At 44.1% G+C, this 25,690-nt stretch carries 24 protein-coding genes, 1 other RNA gene and 2 pseudogenes; 13 read left to right on the forward strand and 14 right to left on the reverse strand.

The genetic code is table 11. The features are described from left to right. Positions 1-393 (reverse strand): hypothetical protein (locus HMPREF9007_RS27260; protein WP_032850547.1); only part of this gene is annotated, 393 nt, incomplete at its 3' end. Positions 394-726: 333 nt separating this feature from the next. Here HMPREF9007_RS27260 and HMPREF9007_RS08305 point away from each other — a divergent pair. Both HMPREF9007_RS08305 and HMPREF9007_RS08300 read left to right on the forward strand, forming a co-directional pair. After that, positions 727-1,200 (forward strand): DUF805 domain-containing protein, encoded by a 474-nt coding sequence (locus HMPREF9007_RS08305; RefSeq protein ID WP_008762435.1) that lies wholly within the window; start codon positions 727-729, stop codon positions 1,198-1,200. A 104-nt stretch (positions 1,201-1,304) separates the two neighbouring features. Next, positions 1,305-1,679, forward strand: coding sequence for a RidA family protein (locus HMPREF9007_RS08300; RefSeq protein ID WP_008762436.1), 375 nt, complete (start codon positions 1,305-1,307; stop codon positions 1,677-1,679). Here the strand turns inward: HMPREF9007_RS08300 and HMPREF9007_RS08295 are convergent. After that, complete coding sequence (locus HMPREF9007_RS08295; protein ID WP_008762437.1) at positions 1,647-3,122, reverse strand: folylpolyglutamate synthase/dihydrofolate synthase family protein; 1,476 nt, start codon at positions 3,120-3,122, stop codon at positions 1,647-1,649. The genes HMPREF9007_RS08300 and HMPREF9007_RS08295 overlap by 33 nt on opposite strands. 131 nt (positions 3,123-3,253) lie before the next feature. Between HMPREF9007_RS08295 and HMPREF9007_RS08290 the strand changes: the two are divergent. Continuing rightward, a pseudogene (locus HMPREF9007_RS08290) lies at positions 3,254-4,578 on the forward strand (PhoH family protein). Between the two features lie 106 nt (positions 4,579-4,684). On the opposite strand, the gene HMPREF9007_RS08285 reads toward HMPREF9007_RS08290, so the two are convergent. The 4 genes from HMPREF9007_RS08285 to HMPREF9007_RS08270 form a co-directional block, all read right to left on the reverse strand. Then, the gene (locus HMPREF9007_RS08285) at positions 4,685-5,665 is read right to left on the reverse strand and encodes a dihydroorotate dehydrogenase-like protein (protein WP_008762438.1); all 981 of its coding nucleotides are present in this window, start codon (positions 5,663-5,665) and stop codon (positions 4,685-4,687) included. 32 nt (positions 5,666-5,697) lie between these two features. Next, on the reverse strand, positions 5,698-6,366 hold the full coding sequence (locus tag HMPREF9007_RS08280) for a YggS family pyridoxal phosphate-dependent enzyme (RefSeq protein WP_008762439.1): 669 nt from the start codon (positions 6,364-6,366) through the stop codon (positions 5,698-5,700). Positions 6,367-6,372: 6 nt separating this feature from the next. Next, positions 6,373-6,852 carry a DUF4494 domain-containing protein gene (locus tag HMPREF9007_RS08275; RefSeq protein WP_008762440.1) on the reverse strand — a complete coding sequence of 160 codons (480 nt, stop codon included), beginning with the start codon at positions 6,850-6,852 and terminating at the stop codon, positions 6,373-6,375. 83 nt (positions 6,853-6,935) lie between these two features. Next, positions 6,936-7,499 carry a DUF308 domain-containing protein gene (locus HMPREF9007_RS08270; RefSeq protein WP_008762441.1) on the reverse strand — a complete coding sequence of 188 codons (564 nt, stop codon included), beginning with the start codon at positions 7,497-7,499 and terminating at the stop codon, positions 6,936-6,938. A 137-nt stretch (positions 7,500-7,636) separates the two neighbouring features. On the opposite strand from HMPREF9007_RS08270, the gene tpx reads away from it, so the two are divergent. Together tpx and HMPREF9007_RS08260 are read left to right on the forward strand one after the other, a co-directional pair. Then, positions 7,637-8,140 (forward strand): thiol peroxidase, encoded by a 504-nt coding sequence (gene tpx / locus HMPREF9007_RS08265; RefSeq protein WP_008762442.1) that lies wholly within the window; start codon positions 7,637-7,639, stop codon positions 8,138-8,140. Positions 8,141-8,278: 138 nt separating this feature from the next. Further along, positions 8,279-9,163, forward strand: a complete 885-nt coding sequence (locus HMPREF9007_RS08260; RefSeq protein ID WP_008762443.1) for a DUF3078 domain-containing protein — start codon at positions 8,279-8,281, stop codon at positions 9,161-9,163. Positions 9,164-9,278: 115 nt separating this feature from the next. Here the strand turns inward: HMPREF9007_RS08260 and HMPREF9007_RS08255 are convergent, their stop codons facing one another. The 4 genes and pseudogenes from HMPREF9007_RS08255 to HMPREF9007_RS08240 all read right to left on the reverse strand — a co-directional run bounded on the left by HMPREF9007_RS08255 (position 9,279) and on the right by HMPREF9007_RS08240 (position 14,194). Beyond that, a complete protein-coding gene (locus HMPREF9007_RS08255; protein ID WP_008762444.1) occupies positions 9,279-9,920 on the reverse strand; it encodes a DedA family protein in 642 nt (213 codons plus the stop codon). 30 nt (positions 9,921-9,950) lie between these two features. Next, positions 9,951-11,386: pseudogene (locus HMPREF9007_RS08250) on the reverse strand (tetratricopeptide repeat protein). A gap of 204 nt (positions 11,387-11,590) precedes the next feature. Beyond that, entirely contained in the window at positions 11,591-13,330 is a 1,740-nt protein-coding gene (locus HMPREF9007_RS08245) for a glutamine--tRNA ligase/YqeY domain fusion protein (protein ID WP_008762445.1), read from the reverse strand. Positions 13,331-13,381: 51 nt separating this feature from the next. After that, positions 13,382-14,194 carry a PstS family phosphate ABC transporter substrate-binding protein gene (locus HMPREF9007_RS08240; RefSeq protein ID WP_008762446.1) on the reverse strand — a complete coding sequence of 271 codons (813 nt, stop codon included), beginning with the start codon at positions 14,192-14,194 and terminating at the stop codon, positions 13,382-13,384. 176 nt (positions 14,195-14,370) lie between these two features. Between HMPREF9007_RS08240 and pstC the strand changes: the two genes are divergently transcribed. From pstC to phoU, 4 genes are read left to right on the forward strand one after another with little or no spacing between them, the layout of a single operon-like run. Further along, positions 14,371-15,567: a phosphate ABC transporter permease subunit PstC gene (gene pstC, locus HMPREF9007_RS08235; protein WP_008762447.1), complete on the forward strand. Its 1,197-nt coding sequence runs from the start codon at positions 14,371-14,373 to the stop codon at positions 15,565-15,567. 1 nt (position 15,568) lies between these two features. Next, positions 15,569-16,444: a phosphate ABC transporter permease PstA gene (gene pstA, locus HMPREF9007_RS08230; protein WP_008762448.1), complete on the forward strand. Its 876-nt coding sequence runs from the start codon at positions 15,569-15,571 to the stop codon at positions 16,442-16,444. 7 nt (positions 16,445-16,451) lie between these two features. Continuing rightward, positions 16,452-17,210 carry a phosphate ABC transporter ATP-binding protein PstB gene (pstB, locus tag HMPREF9007_RS08225; RefSeq protein WP_008762449.1) on the forward strand — a complete coding sequence of 253 codons (759 nt, stop codon included), beginning with the start codon at positions 16,452-16,454 and terminating at the stop codon, positions 17,208-17,210. A gap of 58 nt (positions 17,211-17,268) precedes the next feature. Then, the gene (gene phoU / locus HMPREF9007_RS08220) at positions 17,269-17,958 is read left to right on the forward strand and encodes a phosphate signaling complex protein PhoU (RefSeq protein WP_008762450.1); all 690 of its coding nucleotides are present in this window, start codon (positions 17,269-17,271) and stop codon (positions 17,956-17,958) included. A gap of 397 nt (positions 17,959-18,355) precedes the next feature. Here the strand turns inward: phoU and HMPREF9007_RS08215 are convergent, their stop codons facing one another. Both HMPREF9007_RS08215 and HMPREF9007_RS08210 read right to left on the reverse strand, forming a co-directional pair. Beyond that, entirely contained in the window at positions 18,356-19,042 is a 687-nt protein-coding gene (locus tag HMPREF9007_RS08215) for a LytTR family DNA-binding domain-containing protein (RefSeq protein ID WP_008762451.1), read from the reverse strand. Continuing rightward, the gene (locus HMPREF9007_RS08210) at positions 19,039-20,037 is read right to left on the reverse strand and encodes a sensor histidine kinase (protein WP_008762452.1); all 999 of its coding nucleotides are present in this window, start codon (positions 20,035-20,037) and stop codon (positions 19,039-19,041) included. The genes HMPREF9007_RS08215 and HMPREF9007_RS08210 overlap by 4 nt, the downstream gene beginning before the upstream one ends. A 216-nt stretch (positions 20,038-20,253) precedes the next feature. Between HMPREF9007_RS08210 and HMPREF9007_RS08205 the strand changes: the two genes are divergently transcribed. Together HMPREF9007_RS08205 and HMPREF9007_RS08200 are read left to right on the forward strand one after the other, a co-directional pair. After that, complete coding sequence (locus tag HMPREF9007_RS08205) at positions 20,254-20,856, forward strand: riboflavin synthase (RefSeq protein ID WP_008762453.1); 603 nt, start codon at positions 20,254-20,256, stop codon at positions 20,854-20,856. Positions 20,857-20,873: 17 nt separating this feature from the next. Further along, entirely contained in the window at positions 20,874-21,410 is a 537-nt protein-coding gene (locus HMPREF9007_RS08200; protein ID WP_032850548.1) for a nitroreductase family protein, read from the forward strand. A gap of 235 nt (positions 21,411-21,645) precedes the next feature. Here the strand turns inward: HMPREF9007_RS08200 and HMPREF9007_RS08195 are convergent, their stop codons facing one another. Continuing rightward, positions 21,646-22,965 (reverse strand): YhjD/YihY/BrkB family envelope integrity protein, encoded by a 1,320-nt coding sequence (locus HMPREF9007_RS08195; RefSeq protein ID WP_008762455.1) that lies wholly within the window; start codon positions 22,963-22,965, stop codon positions 21,646-21,648. Between the two features lie 34 nt (positions 22,966-22,999). Then, positions 23,000-23,361, reverse strand: an RNA gene (rnpB, locus tag HMPREF9007_RS0125265) — RNase P RNA component class A. A 98-nt stretch (positions 23,362-23,459) separates the two neighbouring features. On the opposite strand from rnpB, the gene HMPREF9007_RS08190 reads away from it, so the two are divergent. Then, entirely contained in the window at positions 23,460-24,446 is a 987-nt protein-coding gene (locus HMPREF9007_RS08190; protein ID WP_008762456.1) for a C40 family peptidase, read from the forward strand. Positions 24,447-24,478: 32 nt separating this feature from the next. After that, entirely contained in the window at positions 24,479-25,630 is a 1,152-nt protein-coding gene (locus HMPREF9007_RS08185) for a dipeptide epimerase (RefSeq protein WP_008762457.1), read from the forward strand. The last annotated feature ends 60 nt before the right edge of the window (positions 25,631-25,690 follow it).

The following is a 25,690-nucleotide window of genomic DNA, read 5'->3' on the forward strand; positions in this document are numbered from 1 at the left end:
GAAATCAATAAATCTGGTTAGGCCCAGAGGACTCGTCTGGCGGATATTCACTATCACACCATCGGGGAAAGTAATAGAAGCTCCTTTTATTACTTCTGATGGTTGCAGAACATAGGAGTCTGAATGCATCTCCGGGTGAGACAAAGGAAAATCATATTCGCGCTTTATATGCGTAAGAGCTGTTTCAGGAGAATGATTGCATTCTTCCAAAAGGGCATCGTAACGCATGGTGGTAACATCCAAGCCGTGACGATGCATCCATTGACGGACACTTTTTATTCTTACCTTGTACTGACGGCAGAAAGAATGAAAACTTAAATGAGGAATAGAAGCATCGCGAAGATGAGCCTTGTAGTCCGCAATAATTAAGGGGTAAATGGGGTTGGCTTCCATGTTTTTTGAGCCAAAGGTAAGAAAATACAAAAATTAAGGAAAGATGGCATCGCGGAGACGCTTACGTGACGGCAAAATGCCGGGAAGTTTTACCATCACTTTGCCATCACTGCTTGTTATTACTGTTATGTGATTGTATATCAATATATTGGCTCTAAAAGTGACGGATGACGGCAAAAAACATGTTTTTTTCTTTAAATGTATGGATGGGGTTAACTCAATATTGATACATACTTTTTTGCATAAAAGCTTTCTTTATTTAATTTATTTTATATCTTTGCTAGCATATCAAGATTACAATCAACTATTTATTCACATAAACTTAATAAAATTATGTTCAAAGCTCCTTTTTCTTTTGACGGTCGTATTCGTAGGATCGAATATTTCCTGTCTGGTATTATCGGTGGTATCGTTTTTGGTGTTGCCTATTCTCTCGGTTTAGCTACTTTGTTTCTTGGTGCGGCTGCCGGTTCCGCGGGTGGTTCCCTGTTTGGTATCTTGATTGGTATCGTAGCGGGAATAGCTTCCATATGGTTCTCTTTGGCGCAGGGCGTGAAGCGGTTGCATGACTTAAACAAGTCCGGTTGGTTGATACTCATTTGCTGTGTTCCTATCATCGGATGGGTGTTCAGTCTCTATATGTTGTTTGCCGATGGTACGGTAGGTCCTAATCAGTATGGTGAAGATCCGAAGAATCGTATGCCATATCAGCCGCAGCCAACTTCTGTAAATGTAACAGTGAATGTGTCGAGAGAAACTCCTGCTGAAGCATCTGCCGAAGAAGAAAAAACAGAAAAAGCCGAATAGTCTTTAATAAGCAGAAATATGGTTGCCTCTTGCAAAATTCGTTTTGCGAGAGGCATTTTTTTTACTACCTTTGAGGATTGGTAAACAGAAAAAAGAAGATAAATATGAAAAAAGTAATTTGCAGTGAAAAAGCACCGGGAGCTATCGGTCCTTATAGTCAGGCGATAGAAGCCAATGGAATGGTATTCGTATCGGGTCAGTTGCCTATCGATGCGGCTACCGGAAAGATGGCGGAAGGAATTGAAGAACAGGCACGCCAGTCGTTGGAGAATATAAAACACATCCTGGAAGAAACAGGGCTGACAATGGGAAACATTGTAAAAACGACTGTATTTCTCCAGGATATGTCTTTCTTTGCCGGAATGAACGGCGTATATGCTACGTATTTTGACGGAGCTTTTCCGGCACGTTCGGCTGTGGCCGTAAAGGCTTTGCCGAAGGATGCGTTAGTGGAGATTGAGTGTATCGCGGTTCGCTAACAAATCGGCGACAATAAAACTGCTGCCTCCCACGAAGATGAAGTCTTTAGGGGGGCAGTTTTCTTTTGCTGCCCGTACGGCATCCACTACGGTAGGGTAGGAGGTGCCTTTCAGTCCCGCTTCCGAAGCCATTTTCATCAGCTCATCTTCCGGCATTGCACGTTTCACGCTCGCTTTGGTGAAATAGTAGGTGGCGTCTTTCGGCAACAGTTCCAGAACACTGCTGATATCCTTGTCGCTGACCATGCCGAATACAATATGCAATTCCTGATGCAACTTTTCGTGTATATACTTCAATTGCTTGCGAATACTTTTAAAGCCATCAGCGTTGTGACCTGTGTCGCAGATGAGGTCAGGATAGCTTTGGAGTTTCTGCCAGCGTCCCATCAGACCGGTCATCTCGCATACATTAGAGAATCCGGTATGGTAATCTTTATTACAGATTTCATATCCCAGGTTCTTTAAAATATCCAGGGCTGCCAGGATTGTGAGACAATTTTCTGTTTGACAGAGACCGCTCAGTTCGTAGTATAATCCCGTCATAAAACTGGAATTATGAATGGATATTGCGTCTTTTCTTTTATCCATGATTCTGTCTATCGCACGTATGGCGTCAGCCGGGTTGATAAGAGAGACAAATTGCATCATTTTCATTGGAAGCGTCTGTATCTGCTGAAGTTTTATTTCCTCCTCCAATAATTCCTGCAAATCGGCTCTGGACTCTTTCAGGTTATCATATGACAAATATTGCACATGGGTGAAACTCTTTAATTCTTCCGAGAAGGTGATGAAGGTATTCATTGCCTTGGCTTTCATCGTAAATACTCTTTTCACCGCTCCGGATACTTTTCCCACTACTACCGGAACATCTTCTTTGATAATTCCTGCCTTTTCTTTAGCTATTTTAGTCAGTGTGTGGCCCAGATATTGCATATGGTCGAAACCGATATTGGTAATAACACACAGATCGGGGGTGATGATATTGGTACAGTCCAGACGTCCGCCCATGCCTACCTCGATCACTGCCACATCTACCTTCTGATCGGCAAAATAGCGGAATGCCATTGCCGTGGTAAGTTCGAAGAAAGAAGGGTGCAGAGGTTCGAAAAAGGAACGGTGGTCTTCTACAAAGTTGACCACATACTCTTCGGGAATCATTTCACCGTTGATACGGATACGCTCGCGGAAATCAATCAGATGCGGGGAAGTGAATAACCCGACTTTATAGCCCGCGGCTTGTAGCACGGCAGCGATCGTATGCGAACAGGAACCTTTTCCATTTGTCCCGGTGATATGTATCGTTCTGAATTCTTGATGCGGATGACCTAAATGTTCGTCCAATTTGTGTGTTGTCTCTAAACCTGGCTTATATGCTTTACCACCTATTTGCTGAAACATCGGTGCACTTTCATATAAGTACTTTAAAGTGTTCTGATAATCCATGTTTTATAATATTTAACTCCGGGCAATCTTTATTGCTCGCAAAATTGTTTATCTTTAGAACCATCATTCCAACTGTAAACGGAGGATTGATGAATGAGACTGCAAATATCAACATTAAAATCTAAGAAATCATGGGAACTAAGAAAAATTTTGTAATTGACACAAATGTTATTCTTCACGACTATAATTGTTTGAAGAATTTTCAGGAAAATGATATTTATCTCCCCCTTGTCGTACTGGAAGAACTGGACAAGTTCAAGAAAGGAAACGAGCAGATTAATTTCAATGCCCGTGAGTTTGTCCGGGAACTGGATTTGCTGACAAGTGACGAACTTTTCTCTAAAGGAGTGAGTCTGGGAGAAGGATTGGGACGCCTGTTCATTGTCCCCGGCAATGTGGATGCTCCCAAAGTTCATGAATCTTTTCCGGTGAAGAAACCCGATCATCTGATATTGGCAGCCGTTGAATATCTGGCGGGTAAATATCCGAAGACTCCGGCTATCTTAGTGACCAAGGATGTGAACCTGCGTATGAAGGCACGTTCCATCGGCATTACCAGCGAAGACTATATCACAGATAAAGTATCCAATGTCGATATATTCGAGAAATCCAATGAGATCTTTGAAAACGTGGATCCGGCATTAATCGACCGTATCTATTCCTCCAAAGAAGGCATCGACCTGAGTGAATTTGACTTTAAAGACGTCATTCATCCTAACGAATGCTTCGTTCTGAAAAGTGACCGGAACAGTGTACTGGCACGATACAATCCTTTTACCCATTCCATTTGCCGCGTCACGAAGGGACGCAACTATGGTATTGAACCTCGTAATGCCGAACAGAGTTTTGCTTTCGAGATACTGAACGATCCGAACGTCAAACTGGTGGCATTGACAGGAAAAGCAGGAACGGGTAAGACATTGCTGGCTTTAGCGGCAGCTTTAGGCAAGTTGACTGATTATAAGCAAGTATTGTTGGCACGTCCGGTGGTGGCGTTGTCCAACAAGGATATCGGTTTCCTTCCGGGAGACGCACAGGAAAAAGTTGCTCCATATATGCAACCGCTGTTTGACAACCTGAATGTGATCAAACGTCAGTTTGCCGCTAACTCGACCGAAGTGAAACGTATCGAAGATATGCAGAAGAGCGAGCAACTGGTGATTGAAGCGCTGGCATTTATCCGCGGACGTAGTTTGAGTGAAATGTACTGTATCATTGACGAAGCGCAGAACCTGACCCCGAATGAAATAAAACGATCATTACCCGTGCAGGCGAAGGTACGAAGATGGTGTTTACAGGAGATATCCAGCAGATTGACCAGCCGTATCTGGATAGTCAGTCTAATGGTCTTGTATATATGATCGACCGTATGAAAGACCAGAATATCTTTGCACATGTCAATCTGGTGAAAGGTGAACGCAGTCAGTTGAGTGAGTTGGCCAGTAATCTGTTATAAATAATAAAGAACTAAAAAAAAGAAGAATGAAGAATTACCGGTAGTATAAATGCGCCGGCGGATTCTTCATTCTTCTTTTTTATTCTTTGTTTCTAGTCCTTCATTCTTAATTTTCTTTCTTACCGAAATATTTTAGGAATTGCGTACGTTCGAACGTATTGATGCCTTGAACGTCTTTAATATTCAGTTTTCCTTTGAACTGAGCGATGCTTTCGAAACCTTTCCGTTCCATCCATGCAGATAAGAAGCGGGTGGATTCTCCGATGAATGCGTTCGTGTTCTGATAGACAGCGCTGCAAACTTCTACGGCAGTAGCTCCGGCAAGGATTGCTTTTACTACTGCTTCCGGACTGGAAACACCACCGGAGGCTGCATAATCGATTTTGTCTACCACTGAGGATGCGATTCCAATCCAACGGAGAGGAGTGGCAAGATCGGCGGAAGTGCTGAATACTGCACCGGATATTTGTTCCATATTCTCGATATTGATATCCGGCTGGTAGAAACGGTTGAAGAGAACCACTGCAGCTGCTCCGTTAGCGTACAGCTGATCGATCAGAGCTACAGGATTTGTCAGGTTGTCCCCCAGTTTCATAATCACCGGAATGCTTACTGTCCGTTTGATATGACGCAGGATGTCGATATGACGCTGCTCAAATGAACCGTACGTATATTGTACATCCGATTGCAATGCCAGAATATTGATTTCCAGTGCATCGGCACCGGCTTCCTGTATCTGTTTGGCAAAGTCTATCCATTCCGCATCCGAATAGCAGTTGATGCTGGCTATGATGGGGATGTTACACTCTTTTTTGCTTTCCTTGATTAAGGTGAGATATTCAGCTAATTTGTGTTCACGGATATATTCTTCCAGATAATCGCTTGCTTCCGGATAAAAAGCGGGATCTTTCAGTTGATCCGCTTCCAGCATGATTTGCTCCTCAAACAGAGATTTCAGTACGATGGCACCTGCACCTGCTTCTGCCAGTCTCTTATTTTTGCCGGCACTGTTGGTCAGTCCCGAACTACTGATAATGATTGGGTTTCTGAGAGAAAGCCCTGCGAAAGTAGTTTTTAAATCGGTCATAATTATATCTTTTTAAAGTAGTTGGCTACTGATTAATAGTTTCTTTCTCCGAATATCTTGCTTCCTACCCGTACCAGAGTGCTTCCTGCGGCGATTGCTTCGTGATAGTCATGTGACATACCCATCGACAATTCACGGAAAGTATCCGAATCGGCAAACCAGTTTGCTTTTATTTCCTGAAAGAGCCTATTCAGTAAACAAAATTCCCGGTTAATTTGTTCAACATCATCGGTGTTGCTTGCCATTCCCATCAATCCGCAGATGCGTACGTGAGACAGTTCTTTCCATTCGCCGGCATGCAGCATATCCTTGCATTCTTCGGGGCTGAAACCGAACTTGGTCTCTTCCTGTGCAACGTGAATTTGTAACAGACAGTTCACGATACGTCCCGCTTTGGCAGCTTGCTTGTTGACTTCCGTCAGCAGTTTGTACGTATCGATTCCATGTATCATCGCTACGTAGGGGATCATGTATTTGATCTTGTTTGTCTGCAAGTGCCCGATAAAATGCCATTCGATGTCTTTCGGCAACGTTTCGTATTTAGCTGTCATTTCCTGCACTTTGCTTTCTCCGAAAATACGCTGTCCCGCCTGATAAGCCTCTTCTATCGCTTCATTGGGATGGAATTTTGAGACAGCAACCAGCCGGACTCCTTGTGGGAGTTCGGCCAGCACTTGCTTAAGATTGTCAGCAATACTCATGGTTACTTATGCTTTTGACGGATCAAACTCTGGTTTGTCATTCGGTCCGGCACTGTAAGGATATACATCCATCAACGGGGTCTCGGATACCATACCGATCTGGTAATCGGCCATCGTTCCTTTCATGCCTTCATCCAGCTTCTTCACTGCGTCACGCAAGTCGGCAGCCTGAACCAACACTTGGGTAGAAGTTTTTTTCTCTGCACCGCTTTTTTCGTCAAGGGTGATAAAGATAAGTTTGCACTTAAACCAGCGGTCGGCACTTTCCTCGTCGCTGGGGAAAAGTTCGCTATAGTTGGCACGTTTAATGTCCGATACTGTAAATTCTCCTGTTATAAATGGAGTCATCTCCTCGATAATACGTGCTTCTGCTTCTGTAAAGCTGAGTGCATCTACCAGATAAGGTTCAGTCACTTTCTTCTGCATTCCGTTTTCCATCGTTTTCTCGTAACGGATTTTGCACTCAAACCAAGTATGCATTGCCATAATTTTTCTTCTTTTTTAGTTTATTGATTCGTGTAAATTGCCTACAAAGATAAACAAAATACGAAGTAACTACCGAAAGATTTTTATTTTCTTTTATGCAGATTCCTCAATTCGAACGAAAGCATGACGCGGAAAAGTCCGATGATGAAGAAAGTAAAGGAAATCATGTAGACCACGTACAATGCACCTACTGCCGGTTGCCACAATATGATGAGAGCACAGATGATGGCGAGGATACCGAAGGCCATATACCAGCCCCAGTCACGGGTGCCGTAACGTTTGAGGTCGATGGAATAGCCGGTAGAGGAAAAGCCCCGGAACATGAGCCAGAAGGCGATGATAAACGGAATCACTTCCATGCTGACCATCGGATAGGCAATCAGGTAAATACCTAAGATAAGGTCGATAATTCCTCCTACCAGATACCAGCCCCAACTCGGTACTCCCTTGCGGTTGCTGAGGGAGAATATAATTTCGAGAATACCGCTTATCAGCATCGATATGCTGAAAACAATGCTCAGTGCCACATAGCTGCTGAGGGGTGAGAACATAAGCCAAAGGGCGACAATAATATACACGATTCCTAACAGGAGAGAGGTCCACCAGTTTTTTACTGAATGTTTGATCTCATTGAAAACAGTTTCCATACGTTCTTTAATTTTAAATGAATACTCTGTGAATTTGTGGAGGAATAACAAATTGATTTTAGAAAAGGTTTTCGTGTGAACATATTCCGGGGATAAGTTGTTTTTATTATAAAGTAATTTTAAAATGTAAATGCAATATGGCAACAACAAATTTCAAAGGACAACCGGTGAAACTGATCGGTGAATTTATACAAGTAGGTAAAGTCGCTCCTGACTTTGAGTTAGTAAAAACAGATTTGTCTTCTTTCTCCCTGAAAGACCTGAACGGCAAAAATGTGATTCTAAATATTTTTCCAAGCCTGGATACCAGTGTCTGTGCAACATCGGTACGCAAATTTAATAAAATGGGAGCAGGTCTGAAAGATACGGTAGTATTGGCTATCTCCAAAGACCTTCCTTTTGCCCATGCACGTTTCTGTACGACGGAAGGTATCGAAAACGTAATCCCATTGTCAGATTTCCGTTTCTCTGATTTTGACGAGAGCTACGGACTGCGTATGGCAGACGGACCGTTGGCAGGCTTACTGGCACGTGCAGTAGTCGTAATCGGCAAAGACGGCAAAGTAGCATATACGGAACTTGTTCCGGAGATTACTCAGGAACCTGACTATGAGAAGGCATTGGCGGCAGTTAAAGAATAGGTAATAAGTATTAGGTATTAAGTAATAAGTATTAGCCGAGGTCGCTTATTTCATTATTGGCATTAATTATGCGGAGTATTACTTAATACTTATTACTTAATACCTATTACCTATTACTTTACATTAAACCTTAACCACATGGACAAAATTCGATTTTTCTTCATCGCCCTGTTAGGTATGGGCGCTGCACACTTGTCGGCTCAAACGGCCGATAGTACACAAACTTCTCCCTGGACAACGGAAGGTTTTGCCGGACTCAAGCTGACGCAGGTTAGTTTGACCAACTGGTCTGCCGGAGGTGACAATTCTGTCGCTTTTGACTTGCAAGGTACTTATCAGGCTAACTATAAAAAGGGAAAGCATATATGGAACAACCGTCTTGAACTGGCTTATGGCTTGAATAAGACAGGGGAGGATGGCATGAGAAAGGCCAATGATAAAATATATATGAATACCAACTATGGGTATTCTATCGCCAAAAACTGGTATGCAAGTGCATTTACCACTTTCCAGACACAATTCTCGCCAGGATACGACTATTCAGTCAATAAGGATGTCGCTATCTCCGAATTTATGTCTCCGGCATATCTGACTACCGGTTTGGGATTCACATATGATCCGGGAAAGATTTTCACGGTTGTATTGTCTCCTGCCTCTTGGCGCGGCACCTTTGTTCTAAATGACCGTTTGTCTGATGAAGGCGCTTTTGGTGTCGATCCCGGCAAACATCTTTTGTCGAGCTTCGGTGCTAATCTGAAAGGAGAGGTGAAATATGAATTCTTAAAGAACATGACTGTATATTCCCGTCTGGACTTGTATTCTGACTACTTGCATAAACCTCAGAATATTGATGTGAACTGGGAAGTGCAGATTAATATGGCAATCAACAAATGGTTCTCCACTACGCTGACTACCAATATGGTCTATGACGATGATATCAAAATAGTTCAGAAAGACGGCAGCAAAGGATCACGCCTGCAATTTAAAGAAGTGCTGGGCGTAGGAGTGCAGTTTAATTTTTAAGTAATAAGTAATAGGTAATAAGTATTAGGTAATAAGTATTAAGTATTAAACCGTGTGGATAAGCTAATAACACAGCAGCTTCGGTTAATACCTAATACTTATTACCTATTACTTATTATTTATTTCTCTTCATTCCTTTATAAACCAGGAAGCCCACGATGAATATTCCGATTGCGATGAAGCAATAGCCGATTTCGTGGCTGTATTCTGTTACTTTGGCAATCAGTTGTTCTTCGCTTTCGATGCCGGGCACTGTCGAGAGGTAATACCCGATTATGGCGAGGATTGTATTCCATAATCCGGCTCCGATAGTGGTATACAACAGGAAGGTGTGCATTTTCATGCGGGCAAGTCCTGCCGGTATGGAAATCAGTTGGCGAACTGCCGGAATCAATCGGCCGATGAAGGTGGAAAGTGCGCCATGCTTGTCGAAATAAGATTCGGCATGTTGTACTTTGGCTTCGTCGATCAGACACATGTGCCCGATGCGGCTGTTGGCAAATTTATAAATAATGGGACGTCCCAGCCATTTGGCCAGATAATAGTTGATTAATGCGCCGATATCTGCACCGATGGTGGCAAATAAGACTACCAAGTAAATATTAAGCTCGTCATTGACAGCTGCTTTGTATGCTGCTGGCGGGATGATCACTTCCGATGGGAAAGGGATGAAGGAGCTTTCTATAGTCATTAATAAAGTGATTGTCCAATAATTCAGATGTTCGAGACACCACTGGATAAAAGCTACTGATTCCATGTGTTTTTGGGCTAAAGTTTATTAATATGATTATTTATTTCCTTTCTCTTTCTTCATGCGCTTCCAGACTTCTTTGAGCATTTGTTCGCCTTCCTCCGTTTGGTTAGGTCTGGACAGCAGATCCAGAATGATGTCCTCGCTGATCGGATGGGCACTTTCACTGTTGTACTTGAAGAAGTCGTCTATCTCGTTATGCATCAGACTGAGAATACTCAGTTTCTCTGTGACGTCTGCATAGTTGGGATCAATCCGGTATGACTCTTCAAAACAGAGTTTGGCTTGATATAAGTACTCTGCGTCCGAATAGGCCGAAGCTACCAAATACCACATTTCTGCACTCGGTTCCATCACCAGTGCTTTGTCAAAAGCCTTGACTGCCTTTTTTTTCTGACCTTCCTTCATGTAGAGTTTACCTTCTGTCAGATGGATACCGGGATCATCCGGCTGGATCTTTTTGGCTTTTTACATAACAGATGCGCTTCCTCATGCTTGCCTAGTTGGGAGGCGGCTACAGCTTTGTTGGTATAAGTATCTATCAATAGAGGAGAGTTGCCGGCTCCGTCTGCTACAAAACGGTCGATGACACGTTGGTAGCAATCGTCTGCTTCTTGCCATGCTCCTTTGTTGGAATATGCCATCCCCAAAAACATGTAACCCATTTCGGGAGGAAAGGCTTTGTATTCTATCGCCTTTGTATAATTCTCAATGGCGGCATCCGAATTGTTCAGATAGAAATAGCAATGTCCGCGGTAAGCGTAGGCTTCTCCAAACGTCTCGTCGGCAGCCAGTGCAAAGTCACAGGCTTCGATTGCTTTTTCGCTGTCTTCAGCTGCAAAGCGGCATTTGGCAAGTCCCACCCAGTAACTGGCATTGTAAGGGTCCATATCAATCAGTTGATTGTAATAGGTCGATGCGGCTTCGAGTTCATTGGTGCCTGCGAGATAGTCTGCCATGACAGCTATGAAATCTTCTTTTTTACCGAATCGGGGGGTACCTTTATCCAACCATTCCTTGGCGGCTTCGGGGTATCCCATATCCATATAGAGATAGATGATGTTAATAATTGTTTCCAGTTCATCCGTATCTTCTATGGTATCTAATGTGCTTCGGGCTGCTTCCAGTTGTCCTTCGTTCAGCAGAAGTTCCGCTTTCAGCATTTTTACATCAGTAATATAATCATCTGTGATGCTTTCTGCAACTTTTTTCGCCAGAGGTATTTTACCGGTATCAAGATAAAGATAGGCCTGCTCTACCAGTAGATCTGTGCTGTCGGGATGCAGGTGGAGGCCGTAAGTTATGACCTCTTGCGCTTCGTCGAATTTCCGTTCGGCAGCGTATCGGTCAGCAATGTCGGCTAGTTGGTCTCCGTCCAGATAGAGTTGTCGGTTTTCTGCTTTTGCCGTTTCATATTGAGCGATTAACTCGTTTAGTTCTTTATTTGCGGACGGTGAATTTTTTCTCCCCATTCTGATTTATTTTGATTTGAATAAAGCAGCGCTAAAAAGATGTTTAGGCACGGATTACACAGATTGAAGCGGCTTGTAAGTTACGTGAACTCTTTAAATCCGTGCAATCCGTGTAATCCGTGCCTGAATAATATCATAGATTTATTCCTTATTCGGCTTTTGGCACTGCCTTTTTATGTTTAAGTAGCCTGTGAGGGCTGAATTTTATTTATTGATTTTGCCCCAGGTATCCTTTAATCCTACCGTGCGGTTGAATACAAGTTTCTCCGGAGTCGAGTCTTTGTCGATATTGAAATAACCGATGCGTTGGAATTGCAGGTATGAGAGCACAGGCAAGGTTGCCGCAAACTTCTCGATATAGCAATTCGGCAGAACTTTCAAAGAATCCGGATTGATGATTTCCTTCATTGCTTCCAGAGCTTCGCAGTTCTTTGCTTCACGGATGGCAGCCAGTTCGTCGCGTGGGTTTTCTACTTTCCACAGACGGTCGTAGAGGCGTACTTCTGCTTGCAGGCAGTGGTTGCAGCTTACCCAGTGGAGCGTACCTTTCACTTTGCGGTTGGCATCCGGCATACCGCTGCGGGTGTTCGCGTCATATTCACAATATACTTCTGTGATTACGCCGTTCTCATTCTTCTTGCATCCGGTACATTTTACGATGTAAGCGTTTTTGAGGCGTACTTCCTGTCCCGGAGTCATGCGGAAATATTTCTTGGGCGCGTCTTCCATAAAGTCTTCGCGTTCCATCCATAATTCACGGCTGAACTCGATCATGTGGCTTCCTGCTTCCGGATCTTCCGGATTGTTGATAGCTTCCAGTTCCTCCACTTGTCCTTCCGGATAGTTGGTGATGATGAGTTTCACCGGGTTGATGACAGCAGATACGCGGGTAGCACGGCTGTTCAGATCGTCACGTACGGAGCTTTCCAGCAATGCGATATCGTTCAGGGCATCGTAAGTCGTATAACCGATTTTATCGATAAATTTATGAATAGATTCCGGAGAATAACCACGACGGCGGAAGCCGCAGATGGTCGGCATACGGGGATCGTCCCATCCGTTCACCAATCCTTCTTTTACCAGCGTCAGCAGGTTGCGTTTGCTCATCAGCGTGTAGCTCAGGTTCAGCTTGTTGAACTCAGTCTGACGGGGACGGTTGTCGTTCAGATCCTTACCTTCTTTCAGCCAGTCGATGAAGAGATCATAGAGCGGACGGTGTACCACAAATTCGAGCGTACACAGAGAGTGGGTTACTCCTTCGAAGAAGTCACTCTGTCCGTGGGCGAAGTCGTACATCGGATAAGCCTTCCAGGTAGTACCTGTGCGGTGGTGCGGATGCTTCACGACACGATAGATGATCGGGTCACGGAAGTGCATATTAGGATTGGCCATGTCGATTTTGGCACGGAGTACCATAGCGCCTTCTTCTATCTCACCGCTGTTCATCTTCTTGAAGAGTTCCAGGCTTTCTTCGATTGGGCGGTCACGGTACGGGCTGTTCACACCTGCTTGCGTGGGAGTACCTTTTTGCTGGGCAATCTGTTCGGCTGTTTGCTCGTCGATATATGCTTTTCCTTCCTCGATGAGGCGGATGGCGAAGTCCCATAATTGCTGGAAATAGTCGGAAGCGTAGTATTCGTTTCCCCATTGGTAGCCAAGCCATTGAATATCTTCTTTGATGGCTTCTACGTATTCCACGTCCTCTTTGGTCGGGTTTGTGTCGTCGAAACGAAGGTTACATACACCGCCATGTCTGGCAGCGATGCCGAAATCAAGGCAAATAGCTTTGGCATGACCGATGTGAAGGTATCCGTTCGGTTCGGGCGGGAAGCGGGTCTGCACTTTTCCACCATTTTTACCTTCCTTCAAATCCTTCTCTACTGCCTGTTCAATAAAGTTCAGGCTTTTCTTATCGCCTGTGTCTTCGTTTTTAATATCTGTCATAACGTTAAAATGTTAACTCTATTTATAGGCTACAAAAGTAGGACATTTTTTTTATTTTACTGGAATATAACCGCTCTTTTTTATAATCTCCTGTCCTTCGGGCGAAAGAATGAAGTTGATCAGAGGAGCTACCTGCTCTTTGTTCTTCACATTATAATAGTAATAAAGGGGGCGGACAATGGGATAAGTTTTGTTCGTTGCGTTCTCTACTGTCGGGGCGGCGTAGTGGCTTCCGTCATATGAAACGGAAAGCGTTTTGGTGCGGGGAGATACGTATGCCAGCCCGACGTACCCGATGGCTCCCTTCGTCTGGCTGACGGACTGGATGATAGCACCTGTGGCGGGCATGGAAAGGCTGCCTGCCATATAGTTCTTGTTTTTCAGCACGTTTTCCTTGAAGAATTCGTAAGTTCCCGAAGAGGTTTCGCGGGAATAGACAACTATTTTGCGGTCGTCTCCGCCCACTTGCTTCCAGTTGGTGATTTTTCCGCGGAAGATATCTTCCAGCTGCTGGCGGGTGAGCTGTTTCACCGGATTGGAAGGGTGCACCACTACGGCAAGGGCGTCGTAGGCTACGATCACCTCGTCCACCTCTTGTCCGGCTTCTTTGGTTTTCATCTTTTCGCTGAATTTGATCGGACGGGAAGCCATGGCAATATCCGTCGTATTATCCATCAGTGCGGAGATGCCGACCCCGGTGCCTCCTCCGGTGACAGTGACCCGCGCATCCGGATGCTGATTCATAAATCGCTCTGCTGTTTGTTGGGCAACAGGCAATACGGTGTCGCTGCCTTTGATACGCTGTGCGTTGGCGCTGAGAGACAGAAGGGAAAGGGCGATTAATAAATTTCTTCTCACTTTCATAATTATTCTTTTTATTGTTGGTGCAAATAAAACAATCACATATTACATTTTTGTTTCAGATAAGGGAGAAATAATGTTTGTAACACAAATGTAACAGCATTGAAATACTTCCTTCAAACGTTAGTCACACCTCCTTAATAAGGAGTTGCTTTCTTTGCATCAGAAAACCAATAGGTATGAAGAAGATTTTTGAGAAAATAATAGAAGGAATTCTGACTTGTAGCGGTTTCGTAACAAGTATTACAATCCTGCTGATCGTGCTTTTCCTGTTTACGGAGGCTTTCGGGCTGTTCAATAGCAAGGTGATTGAAGAAGGGTACGTGTTGGCTTTGAACAAAGGCAATAAGGTAAATACGCTGAGTCCTGCTCAGATAAAGGACGTTTTCGACGAGGAGATAACGAATTGGAAAGAACTCGGTGGGGAGGATCTCCCTATCCGGGTTTTTCGTTTGGAAGACATCACGGAGTATTATACGGAGGAGGAACTGGGGCCGGCTTACGAGTATGCCGGCGAAAGAATCACGCAGTTGGTGGAGAATACGCCCGGTATCGTGGCTTTTGTCCCGCAGAAATTTATAGTGCAGCCCGATGCAGTGCATTTTATTAAGGATAATACCATTTCGGTAAAAGATGTCTTTGCGGGTGCCGAATGGTTCCCTACAGCGACTCCTGCCGCCTTATTCGGGTTTCTGCCGTTGATAGCGGGTACCTTGTGGGTGAGTCTGTTCGCTATACTTTTTGCACTTCCGTTCGGGCTTTCGGTATCTATCTATATGTCTGAGGTCGCCAATCCGAAGGTGCGTAACTGGCTGAAACCGATTATTGAGCTGCTGAGTGGTATTCCTTCGGTGGTTTATGGTTTTTTCGGCCTGATCGTCATCGTTCCGCTGATTCAGAAATTCTTTGATCTGCCGGTAGGGGAGAGCGGTTTGGCGGGAAGTATCATCCTGGCTATCATGGCGCTGCCTACTATCATAACAGTTACCGAAGATGCCATGCGCAATTGTCCGCGTTCGATGCGGGAAGCAAGTCTGGCGCTGGGAGCTTCGCAGTGGCAGACCATATATAAGGTCGTGATTCCCTATTCGATCTCCGGAATCACTTCCGGCGTGGTGTTGGGCATCGGACGCGCTATCGGAGAGACGATGGCAGTATTGATGGTAACGGGTAATGCCGCAGTGATACCGACAACAATTCTCGAACCGCTCCGTACGATTCCGGCAACGATTGCGGCGGAACTGGGAGAAGCTCCGGCAGGAGGACCGCACTACGAAGCGTTGTTCCTGTTGGGGGTCGTACTGTTCTTTATAACATTAATCATCAACTTTAGCGTGGAGTATATCTCTTCTAAAGGAATAAAACGTAGCAAGTGATATGGAAATACGAAGTAATAATAAAGCGAAACACCGTTCTCAGAGGCTGGCTTTCGGAATTTTCCGGTTGTTGAGTCTCTGCATAGTGTTGATTTTGTTTGCGATTCTCGGTTTCATTATATATAAGGGAGCGGGCGCTATCAGTTGGGAGTTCATCACTTCGGCACCTACGGACGGGATGACCGGCGGAGGTATCTGGCCGGCTATTGTCGGTACTTTCTATCTGATGGTTGGCAGTGCGCTTTTCGCTTTCCCGGTGGGAGTGATGAGTGGAATTTACATGAATGAATATGCTCCGAAAGGGAAGCTGGTACGTTTTATACGAGTGATGACGAACAATCTGAGCGGTATTCCTTCTATCGTTTTCGGTCTGTTCGGTATGGCGCTGTTTGTCAATTATATGGGCTTCGGTGACAGTATTCTGGCGGGTTCTTTGACGCTAGGTTTACTTTGCGTACCTTTGGTTATTCGTACTACGGAGGAGGCATTGAAAGCGATTCCCGACAGTATGCGTGAAGGAAGCAGGGCATTGGGGGCTACCAGATTGCAGACGATCTGGCATGTGATTCTTCCGATGGGGATGCCGAACATCATTACGGGATTAATCCTTGCTTTGGGACGTGTTTCAGGCGAGACGGCACCGATTCTGTTTACCTGTGCCGCTTACTTCCTGCCGCAGTTGCCGACGAGTATTCTGGACCAGTGTATGGCGCTGCCGTATCACCTGTATGTGATTTCGACCAGCGGAACGGATATGGAAGCGCAATTGCCGTTGGCTTATGGTACGGCTTTGGTACTGATTGTGATTATCCTTCTGGTTAATCTGCTGGCAAATGCATTGAGAAAATATTTCGAGAAAAGAGTAAAAACGAATTGATAAGTATATGGATACAATAAAAATAGATGCGCGTGATGTAAACTTCTGGTATGGTGATTTTCATGCCTTGAAAGGGATCAGCATGGAGATTGAAGAAAAGTCTGTAGTTGCCTTTATCGGACCGTCGGGATGTGGTAAATCGACTTTCCTTCGTCTTTTCAACCGGATGAACGACTTGATTCCCGCTACCCGTCTGGAAGGTGAAATTCGGATTGACGGGCATAATATTTATGCCAAAGGGGTGGAAGTGGACGAGCTTCGCAAGAATGTGGGCATGGTTTTCCAGCGGCCTAACCCTTTCCCGAAAAGCATATTCGAGAATGTCGCTTACGGGCTTCGCGTCAATGGAGTGAAAGATAACGCTTTCATCCGTCAGCGGGTAGAAGAGACGCTGAAAGGGGCTGCGCTTTGGGATGAGGTGAAAGATAAACTGAAAGAGTCTGCCTATGCTTTATCCGGCGGACAGCAGCAACGTCTCTGTATTGCCCGTGCCATGGCGGTATCTCCTTCGGTACTGTTGATGGATGAACCGGCTTCTGCGCTCGATCCTATTTCTACAGCCAAAGTAGAGGAATTGATTCATGAACTGAAGAAGGACTATACAATCGTGATCGTAACTCACAATATGCAGCAGGCAGCACGTGTCAGTGACAAGACGGCTTTCTTCTACTTGGGAGAGATGGTAGAGTATGGTGATACGAAAAGGATATTCACCAACCCTGAGAAAGAGGCTACCCAGAATTATATCACAGGACGTTTCGGCTAAGCGCCACCGGAGTGTTTGTGAAAAACGAGAATATTAATCATTTATATATAAATAGACTATGGTAAAGTTTATAGAATCGGAACTCATTCTATTGAAGAAAGAAGTGGATGAAATGTGGACACTGGTGTACAATCAGCTTGACCGTGCAGGGGAAGCAGTCATGACACTTGACAAGGAACTGGCACAACAGGTAATGGTTCGCGAACGTCGGGTGAATGCCTTTGAACTGAAGATCGACAGTGATATAGAGGATATCATTGCATTGTATAATCCGGTGGCGATTGATCTCCGATTTGTGCTGGCAATGCTGAAAATCAATACGAATCTGGAACGTCTGGGAGACTTTGCGGAAGGGATAGCCCGTTTCGTTATTCGCTGTAAAGAACCGGTGCTGGATGCCGATTTGCTGACTCGTCTGCGTTTGGGAGAGATGCAGGCAGAGGTATTGTCCATGCTGGAACTGGCAAAACGTGCCTTGAACGAAGAGAACATTGAAATGGCGACGGCGGTATTCGGCAAAGATAACCTGCTGGATGATATCAATGCGGAAGCCACAGGCATCCTGGCAGATTACATCCGCGAACATCCGGAGACGGCGCATACTTGTGTTGACTTGGTTGGCGTGTTCCGCAAACTGGAGCGTTCGGGCGACCATATTACTAATATAGCCGAAGAAATAGTCTTCTTTATTGATGCGAAAGTCTTAAAACATAGCGGAAAAGTGGACGAAAACTACCCGAAATCGTAATTTTTTGCATGTTTTTAAACAAAAATTAGGGCTACTTAGAAAATAATCCTATATTTGTCCCTTGTAACGGACAAGTTATGGGCGGTTTTGCGTCAAATGATAATAAATCCAAAGAAATTTCAAAAAGATGTTATATGACATGTTTTATAATTTGGAGAGTATCAGTAAAAGCGACTATATTTGCACCGTTATCCTGAAAACAATCTTTTTACCTTAAAAAAAACTAAATACCTATTGAAAACTGAAAAATGGAGCTTTGTGAAAAGCCCCATTTTTTTTGCTCTATACTGAAGGTCACGAAGCTGTGTTATACGGTGTTTGAGAGGGGTATTCTTCTTTACATCTATTGCTTTTCTGCCTTGAAAGAACCAATTTGAAGAACGAGTTTAAGAACCGATTATTGTAATCGTTGATAAAAGTCTTTCATATAACTTTTCCCTATAGGTATGCGCATATTTCCGATTTTTACGACATTACGTTCTATGTTATCTATTTTATTAATAGCTATCAGATATGACTTGTGAATACGTATAAATTGCTTGGCAGGTAATAGCGACTCAATCTCTTTGAAACTGAGTAAAGTCATGATTCTTGTAGTGTCGGTGATCACATGAAGATAGGCTCCTTTTCCTTCTATATATAAGATGTCGCATAGGTTGATGCGTACCATCCGGTATTCTGTTTTAAGAAAAATATAATCTTTGGGAAGTGGCTGGGCTGGGGGATTGGATGCCATTTCCGTCTGCACCTTGTTCACTGCTTTTAGAAAGCGTTCAAAGGAGTAAGGCTTCAGTAGATAGTCGGTGACGTCATATTCGAATCCTTCTACGGCATACTCTCCATAAGCAGATGTGATGATGATATGCGGGCGTGTATGGAGAGCTTTCAGCAACTGAATACCGGTGAACTGTTCCATCTGTATATCAAGGAACAGTAAGTCTATCGTATTGGACTGCAGGAAGTCGAAAGCATCCAGGCCATTATCAAAAGTGCCTACCAAATCCAATAAAGGCACTTTGCTGATAAAGTTCTTTAGTTTGTCTACGGCTAGCGGCGCATCTTCTACTATAATACAATGAATCATGTGAGCTTAATCGTTAATGAAACATCAAAGTAACCATTTTTCTGATTGATTTGCAAATCATATCTGCGCCGATACAAGATATCCAGTCGTCGCCTTATAATATTCAACCCGATACCGCTGGAGGAATCTTTGTTGATCTGCTTTGCCGGATCGAACATATTGAATATTTCAAAATGTATCTCGGATTTCTGAATCTGAAAAAACAGGCGGATAGCCTCAGGAGCTTTCTTATCCGTACAATGCTTGAAGGCATTTTCAATAAATGCGATGAACAGCATAGGAGCGACACGAATATTATCCGGTGATCCTTCCAGCGTATATGATACCAAATTCGGATTATCATATTGTAATTGTTGCAGGTCAAGGTAATTGTGGATATATTTTAGCTCCTGTGCGAGATCAACTTCGGGAGTATTGGTCTCATAGATCATATATCGCATCATTTCTGACATCTGTACCAGTGATTTCGAAGCTTTCTCCGGATAGGAACAAATCAGGCTATCAATATTATTCAGAGTGTTGAATAGAAAGTGCGGATTCAATTGGTTTTTTAGCAGTTTCAGTTCACTTTGAAGGTTTTGTCTTTTTAGTTCTTTTTGTTTCTGCTTCTTTTGGAACCAATCGTAGAGTATATATAATAGGATACCTGTTACGGATGAATACAAGAAATAGCTGTCCGCCCATAACATAGATCCATAATCTTTGTCACTTTTCAGATAATAAAAGACATTGACCAGAATGAAAGAGAATATGAAACCTAAATATCCCCACCTTTTCTTCTTTGTGTATAAATGGCAGCAAAGATATGCACATATTAATGAAATCATGTTGATATAAGGAATGGTGTATGCTATAGAAGCAAATGACTGATGGGAATAAATTCTCATGGTTAACACCGATACCATAGAGAATATTCCATAAATAAGGAAATAAGCGAGAACAGGAACAATAAGTCCTATCTTCCGGATGTTGATTTGTGATGTTTTGATTTTCATATTTTCTTCTTATTTAGTAAAACCTATCACAAAACTCCGTTTATTTTTCCTCTTTAAAAAATTAAATGAACGAACAGGCGGAATTTATTCACAAGTTAATCTTTGCAAGATATGAAAAAAAACAGAAAGTTTTCCAACTTCCTTCCTTATTCGTATCTTTGACGACGTATTGAAGAGGTATTTCTTCAGTTGAATTCAAAATTTAAAATTCATATTATGTTTTCTGGAATCGTAGAAGAGTACGCTACTTTGGTAGCACTGGTGAAAGACCAGGAGAATATACACTTTACATTTAAGTGTTCGTTTGTAAATGAGCTGAAGATCGATCAGAGTATTTCTCACAACGGAGTATGCCTGACGGTAGTAAATCTGACCGATGATACCTATACGGTAACTGCCATGAAAGAAACGCTGGACCGTTCGAATCTTGGTTTGCTGAAAGTGGGTGATAAGGTGAATGTAGAGCGCAGCATGATGATGAATGGCCGACTGGACGGACATATCGTGCAGGGACACGTAGACCAGACGGCTACTTGTGTGGAAATCAAGGATGCGGAAGGAAGCTGGTATTTTACATTTAAATATGCATTTGATAAGGAAATGGCGAAACGTGGCTATATCACGGTAGACAAGGGTTCGGTGACTGTTAATGGTGTCAGTCTGACGGTATGCAATCCGACGGATGATACTTTCCAGGTAGCTATCATACCTTATACTTACGAATATACCAACTTTCATACATTTGAAATCGGTAGCGTAGTGAATATCGAATTTGATATCATCGGTAAGTATATCAGCCGGATGATTCAGTATAGATAACTAAAAATAGAAGTCTGATGGATTTTCTGCAGTTGGTATTGTCTCGTCAGAGTGACCGGGCGTATGATAAAGAGCGTCCGGTAGAAGCGGAGAAGCTGGAGCGCATTATGGAAGCCGCTCGTCTGGCTCCTTCTGCCTGCAATGCGCAGCCATGGAAGTTTGTGGTCGTGACAGATCATGAGCTGGCTTCAAAAGTGGGGAAGGCGGCAGCCGGACTTGGCATGAATAAGTTCGCCAAAGATGCCCCTGTACATATTCTGGTTGTAGAAGAGTCTGCCAATATTACATCCTTGCTTGGAGGAAAAGTAAAAGGCAAGCATTTCCCGCTGATTGATATTGGAATCGCTGCTGCTCATATCACATTGGCTGCAGAGAATGAAGGACTGGGTTCCTGCATCTTGGGCTGGTTTGATGAAAAAGAGATCAAGCAATTGACAGGTATTCCTGCTTCCAAACGTTTATTGCTGGATATTGCAATCGGGTATCCGGTGAAAGAGAAACGAAAGAAGATGAGGAAGCCGAAAGAAAAGGTCATTTCTTATAATCAATACTAATTGAAAAAAGATTACTCCTTGGACTTGCCGGAGTAGATATACAGTAAAAAGCCTCGTTGGTTTAAAAGGAAGAGGTCGTTCCTTTAAAACCAAGGAGGCTTTCCTTTAAAACCAACGACCTGTTTCTTTTAAAGGAAAAAGTAGAAGTCTTTAATCTCTTGATTATGAGATATTTGCCTGAATGTGATTCTCGAAATTGAGAATTGGTAAAAAACAAAGACGTTTATGGGAATTTCTATAGGTCTTTCAGTAGCACTTTACTTGCCTTCTTATAGTATTCTTCTCTGGATTCAGTCAGTACTTTCCATTCGTCATTAAATTCCTCATCCTTGTCGATCTTGAAGTTTTCGGACCCATAAGTATCCAGTCGGTCGAGCAAGATGGCTACATTCAGCTGGTTAATATCCATAGAGGGCTGGTAGCCGATATCTTCACTTTTTTGGTCGGTCACTACCTCGTGGATCAAGTCTATTTCTTGTAATTGATAGAGTACCTGATTAGTCAGCCGGATGGGGATTTGATGCTCTTCCGATATTTCTGCTGCTGTATAGGGCGGTTCATTCCTTTCGAAACGTTTGGCGATAAGCGACATGATCAGGATAGAGATAAAGTCCCGGTAACGTCTGCTGATGTTGCGGGTATCCTGATCGAAACTAAAGCTGCGGATATTTTGTCCGGCATACGTCAATTCAGCTCCGAACAGACAGATGGTCCATGAGATTTGCAGCCAAAGCAGAAACAAGGGGAGGGCGGCGAAGCTACCGTAGATAGCATTGTATTTCGATACCCATAACTGGCTGTTGATATACAGGAACTGGAAGGCCTGATAAGCGGAACCTGCCAGGATACCTGCAATCAGAGCGTGCTTGAATTTTACTTTCGTGTTGGGCATGAAGATATACAGCCCTGTAAACATCAGCCAAGTCAAAACAAATGGGATAAGGCGGATCATGAACTTCATGACGGGAGCCAGTAAAACGAAATCGTCCATCTGCTTCAGCACGGTACTCACAAACAGAGAAAGACCGCCCGATACCACAATCAGAATCGGCATGAGCAGGAACATGGAGAAATAGTCCGTAATCTTCCGGTACATGGAACGCGCCTTCTTTACTTCCCAAATACGGTTGAAAGTGATTTCGATATTGCTCACCAGATTGATCACGGTCCATAGCAACATCACCAGACCTACCCCAATGAAAATACCGCCTTTGGTTTGCGAGAGGTAGGAGTTGACGAAAGAAAGAATAGCTTCCGTCGTTTCTATATTTCCCCCGAAGCCGCTTCGAAACTGGTGCTCCATCAGATTATCAAATCCGAATCCGCGGGCCACGGCGAATAGGATGGCGAGTATAGGCACAATAGCAAGCAGTGTGCTGTATGTCAGTGCTGAGGCCTTGTTTGCCATCCGGTCTTTAGTAAATCGGTTGATACAGAGATAGATGGTTTTGATAATATTGTAGAGCGAGAATTTCGTTCTAGTCACTTCATCTTCCGTGATGCGCCAGATGTCATACGTGATGAATTTCCATATATCGGTGATTTTCTTCTTCATGGCTCAGAATTTTAAAAAAGCAGTTTAAAAAGAAAAAAGCAGTCAGCCTGTAAGCCGAGTTCTGTACCTTATAGATATAAGGTGCCTGTCATTTATCTGAGTGGCGTGTCACCACGACACTTTAGCGGTCTACCCTCCGACATGGAGCGAGCAGCTCTCATAACGCCGGTTTACATGACCTTACAACTCCTAAGACGTACAGCCCGTATGTCACCATACGACTGGTAGGCTCTTACCCTACCTTCTCACCCTTACCTCTCCCCGAAAGGAGCGGCGGTTATTTTCTTCTACGTTACTCTACCCTCGCGGACAGCTTTCTGTTAGGAAGTAGGATGCTCTGTGTTGCCCGGACTTTCCTCCTGCGCGAAACGCGCACGCGACAGACCGGCCAACTGCTTTAGACTGCAAAAGTACGTCATTTATTTTGTTTTAGCCAAAGAAAGTGTCACAAATAGAAATAATTTCTACCTTTGCTATCATTAAATCATGATTCAATGAAGAAAAATATCCTTTTTTTCTATTGCTTGCTGGTAGTAACGGTAGTTAGTCTGAAAGCTCAGGAAATACGCTCCATGCCTGCTGATTCGGCTTATGGGGTAGTGCACATTTCTGTTTGTAATATGCGCGATGAAGGTAAGTTTACATCCGGGATGAGTACGCAGGCGTTGCTCGGAATGCCGGTCAAGGTATTGCAATATACCGGCTGGTATGAGATTCAGACTCCGGATGACTATACGGGATGGGTACACCGGATGGTGATTACTCCGATGTCGAAAGAGCAATACGATGAATGGAACCGTGCTGAGAAGATCGTGGTGACTTCCCATTATGGATTTACGTACGAAAAACCGGATGATGACTCTCAGACCGTATCGGATGTCGTTGCCGGCAACCGTCTGAAGTGGGAGGGGAGCAAAGGGCGCTTTTACAAAGTGTCTTATCCCGACGGTCGCCAGGCATATATATCCAAACATATTTCACAACCCGAAACGAAGTGGAGAGCTTCATTGAAACAGGATGTCGAAAGCATTATTCAAACCGCCTATACAATGATCGGAATCCCTTATCTGTGGGCGGGAACTTCTTCGAAAGGAGTCGATTGCAGCGGTCTGGTCCGGACAGTGCTTTTTATGCACGATATAATCATCCCGAGAGATGCGTCGCAACAGGCTTATGTAGGCGAACGCATTGAAATCGCTCCTGATTTCTCCAACGTGCAACGCGGAGACCTCGTCTTTTTCGGTCGCAAAGCCACAGCCGACCGCAAAGAAGGCATCTCGCACGTCGGCATCTACCTGGGCAACAAACGCTTCATCCATGCCCTGGGAGACGTACATGTCAGCAGCTTTGATCCCGAAGACGAGTACTACGACGAGTTCAACACCGGCCGTCTGCTTTTTGCCACTCGCTTCCTGCCTTATATAAATAAGGAGAAAGGCATGAATACCACTGACCATAACCCCTATTATCTATATGACTAATCATTATCAATTATCCATTATCCATTCAACAAATGCCAAATAGAAGAGATTTCCTGAAAACGGCCGCCTTTGCAACTTTAGGCTCCGGAATAGCTGTCAGTCAGGTATTGGCGGGAGAATCTATAGCTTCCACCATTCATATAAACAAACAGGGTATGGGAGGAAAGATGAAAATGACTTTTTTCCCTTATGAGTTAAAGTTGAGGCACGTCTTTACGGTAGCCACTTATTCGCGTACCACCACACCCGATGTGCAGGTAGAAATCGAATATGAGGGAGTGACCGGATATGGAGAGGCGTCAATGCCCCCTTATCTTGGGGAGACGGTGGAGTCGGTGATGAACTTCCTTAAAAAAGTAAATCTGGAGCAATTCAGTGATCCTTTTCAGTTAGAGGACATTTTGTCATACGTTGACAGTCTGTCGCCGAAAGACACGGCGGCAAAGGCAGCGGTAGATATTGCCCTTCATGATTTGGTGGGAAAACTGCTGGGAGCTCCGTGGCATAAGATATGGGGATTGAATAAGGAAAAGACCCCTTCCACCACCTTTACGATCGGTATTGATACGCCCGATGTGGTGCGCGCCAAAACAAAAGAGTGTGCAGACCGGTTTAATATATTAAAGGTAAAGCTAGGGAGAGACAACGATAAGGAAATGATAGAGACGATCCGTTCGGTGACAGATCTTCCGATTGCCATAGATGCCAACCAGGGATGGAAAGACCGCCAATATGCGCTCGATATGATCCATTGGCTGAAAGAGAAGGGGATTGTAATGATAGAGCAGCCCATGCCGAAGGAACAATTGGATGACATTGCCTGGGTGACACAGCAAAGCCCTCTGCCGGTGTTTGCCGATGAGTCGTTACAGCGTTTAAAGGATGTGCCCGCTTTGAAAGGCGCGTTTACGGGAATCAACATCAAACTGATGAAATGTACCGGTATGCGTGAAGCATGGAAGATGGTGACGCTGGCGCACGCTTTGGGAATGCGCGTGATGGTGGGCTGCATGACGGAGACTTCGTGTGCGATATCTGCCGCCTCGCAATTTTCTCCGGCGGTCGATTTTGCCGATCTCGATGGCAACCTGCTCATCTCCAACGATCGCTTTAAAGGGGTAGAAGTGGTGAAGGGGAAAATCACCTTGAATGACTTACCCGGAATCGGTGTCATGAAAATCTGATCTTACTGAATGAATGTCAGACTGTTAAAGTCATCTGACATACAACGAATGTAAATTTGT

Origin of the sequence: Bacteroides sp. 1_1_14, assembly GCF_000162515.1 — a bacterium.
GTDB classification, from domain to species: Bacteria; Bacteroidota; Bacteroidia; order Bacteroidales; family Bacteroidaceae; genus Bacteroides; species Bacteroides thetaiotaomicron.

Bases quoted from the DNA above. Each gene is read 5' to 3' on its own strand.
- HMPREF9007_RS08305 (WP_008762435.1), top strand. From the start codon at position 727: ATGTTCAAAGCTCCTTTTTCTTTTGACGGTCGTATTCGTAGGATCGAA.
- HMPREF9007_RS08300 (WP_008762436.1), top strand. From the start codon at position 1,305: ATGAAAAAAGTAATTTGCAGTGAAAAAGCACCGGGAGCTATCGGTCCT.
- HMPREF9007_RS08295 (WP_008762437.1), bottom strand. From the start codon at position 3,122: ATGGATTATCAGAACACTTTAAAGTACTTATATGAAAGTGCACCGATG.
- HMPREF9007_RS08285 (WP_008762438.1), bottom strand. From the start codon at position 5,665: ATGACCGATTTAAAAACTACTTTCGCAGGGCTTTCTCTCAGAAACCCA.
- HMPREF9007_RS08280 (WP_008762439.1), bottom strand. From the start codon at position 6,366: ATGAGTATTGCTGACAATCTTAAGCAAGTGCTGGCCGAACTCCCACAA.
- HMPREF9007_RS08275 (WP_008762440.1), bottom strand. From the start codon at position 6,852: ATGGCAATGCATACTTGGTTTGAGTGCAAAATCCGTTACGAGAAAACG.
- HMPREF9007_RS08270 (WP_008762441.1), bottom strand. From the start codon at position 7,499: ATGGAAACTGTTTTCAATGAGATCAAACATTCAGTAAAAAACTGGTGG.
- tpx (WP_008762442.1), top strand. From the start codon at position 7,637: ATGGCAACAACAAATTTCAAAGGACAACCGGTGAAACTGATCGGTGAA.
- HMPREF9007_RS08260 (WP_008762443.1), top strand. From the start codon at position 8,279: ATGGACAAAATTCGATTTTTCTTCATCGCCCTGTTAGGTATGGGCGCT.
- HMPREF9007_RS08255 (WP_008762444.1), bottom strand. From the start codon at position 9,920: ATGGAATCAGTAGCTTTTATCCAGTGGTGTCTCGAACATCTGAATTAT.
- HMPREF9007_RS08245 (WP_008762445.1), bottom strand. From the start codon at position 13,330: ATGACAGATATTAAAAACGAAGACACAGGCGATAAGAAAAGCCTGAAC.
- HMPREF9007_RS08240 (WP_008762446.1), bottom strand. From the start codon at position 14,194: ATGAAAGTGAGAAGAAATTTATTAATCGCCCTTTCCCTTCTGTCTCTC.
- pstC (WP_008762447.1), top strand. From the start codon at position 14,371: ATGAAGAAGATTTTTGAGAAAATAATAGAAGGAATTCTGACTTGTAGC.
- pstA (WP_008762448.1), top strand. From the start codon at position 15,569: ATGGAAATACGAAGTAATAATAAAGCGAAACACCGTTCTCAGAGGCTG.
- pstB (WP_008762449.1), top strand. From the start codon at position 16,452: ATGGATACAATAAAAATAGATGCGCGTGATGTAAACTTCTGGTATGGT.
- phoU (WP_008762450.1), top strand. From the start codon at position 17,269: ATGGTAAAGTTTATAGAATCGGAACTCATTCTATTGAAGAAAGAAGTG.
- HMPREF9007_RS08215 (WP_008762451.1), bottom strand. From the start codon at position 19,042: ATGATTCATTGTATTATAGTAGAAGATGCGCCGCTAGCCGTAGACAAA.
- HMPREF9007_RS08210 (WP_008762452.1), bottom strand. From the start codon at position 20,037: ATGAAAATCAAAACATCACAAATCAACATCCGGAAGATAGGACTTATT.
- HMPREF9007_RS08205 (WP_008762453.1), top strand. From the start codon at position 20,254: ATGTTTTCTGGAATCGTAGAAGAGTACGCTACTTTGGTAGCACTGGTG.
- HMPREF9007_RS08200 (WP_032850548.1), top strand. From the start codon at position 20,874: ATGGATTTTCTGCAGTTGGTATTGTCTCGTCAGAGTGACCGGGCGTAT.
- HMPREF9007_RS08195 (WP_008762455.1), bottom strand. From the start codon at position 22,965: ATGAAGAAGAAAATCACCGATATATGGAAATTCATCACGTATGACATC.
- HMPREF9007_RS08190 (WP_008762456.1), top strand. From the start codon at position 23,460: ATGAAGAAAAATATCCTTTTTTTCTATTGCTTGCTGGTAGTAACGGTA.
- HMPREF9007_RS08185 (WP_008762457.1), top strand. From the start codon at position 24,479: ATGCCAAATAGAAGAGATTTCCTGAAAACGGCCGCCTTTGCAACTTTA.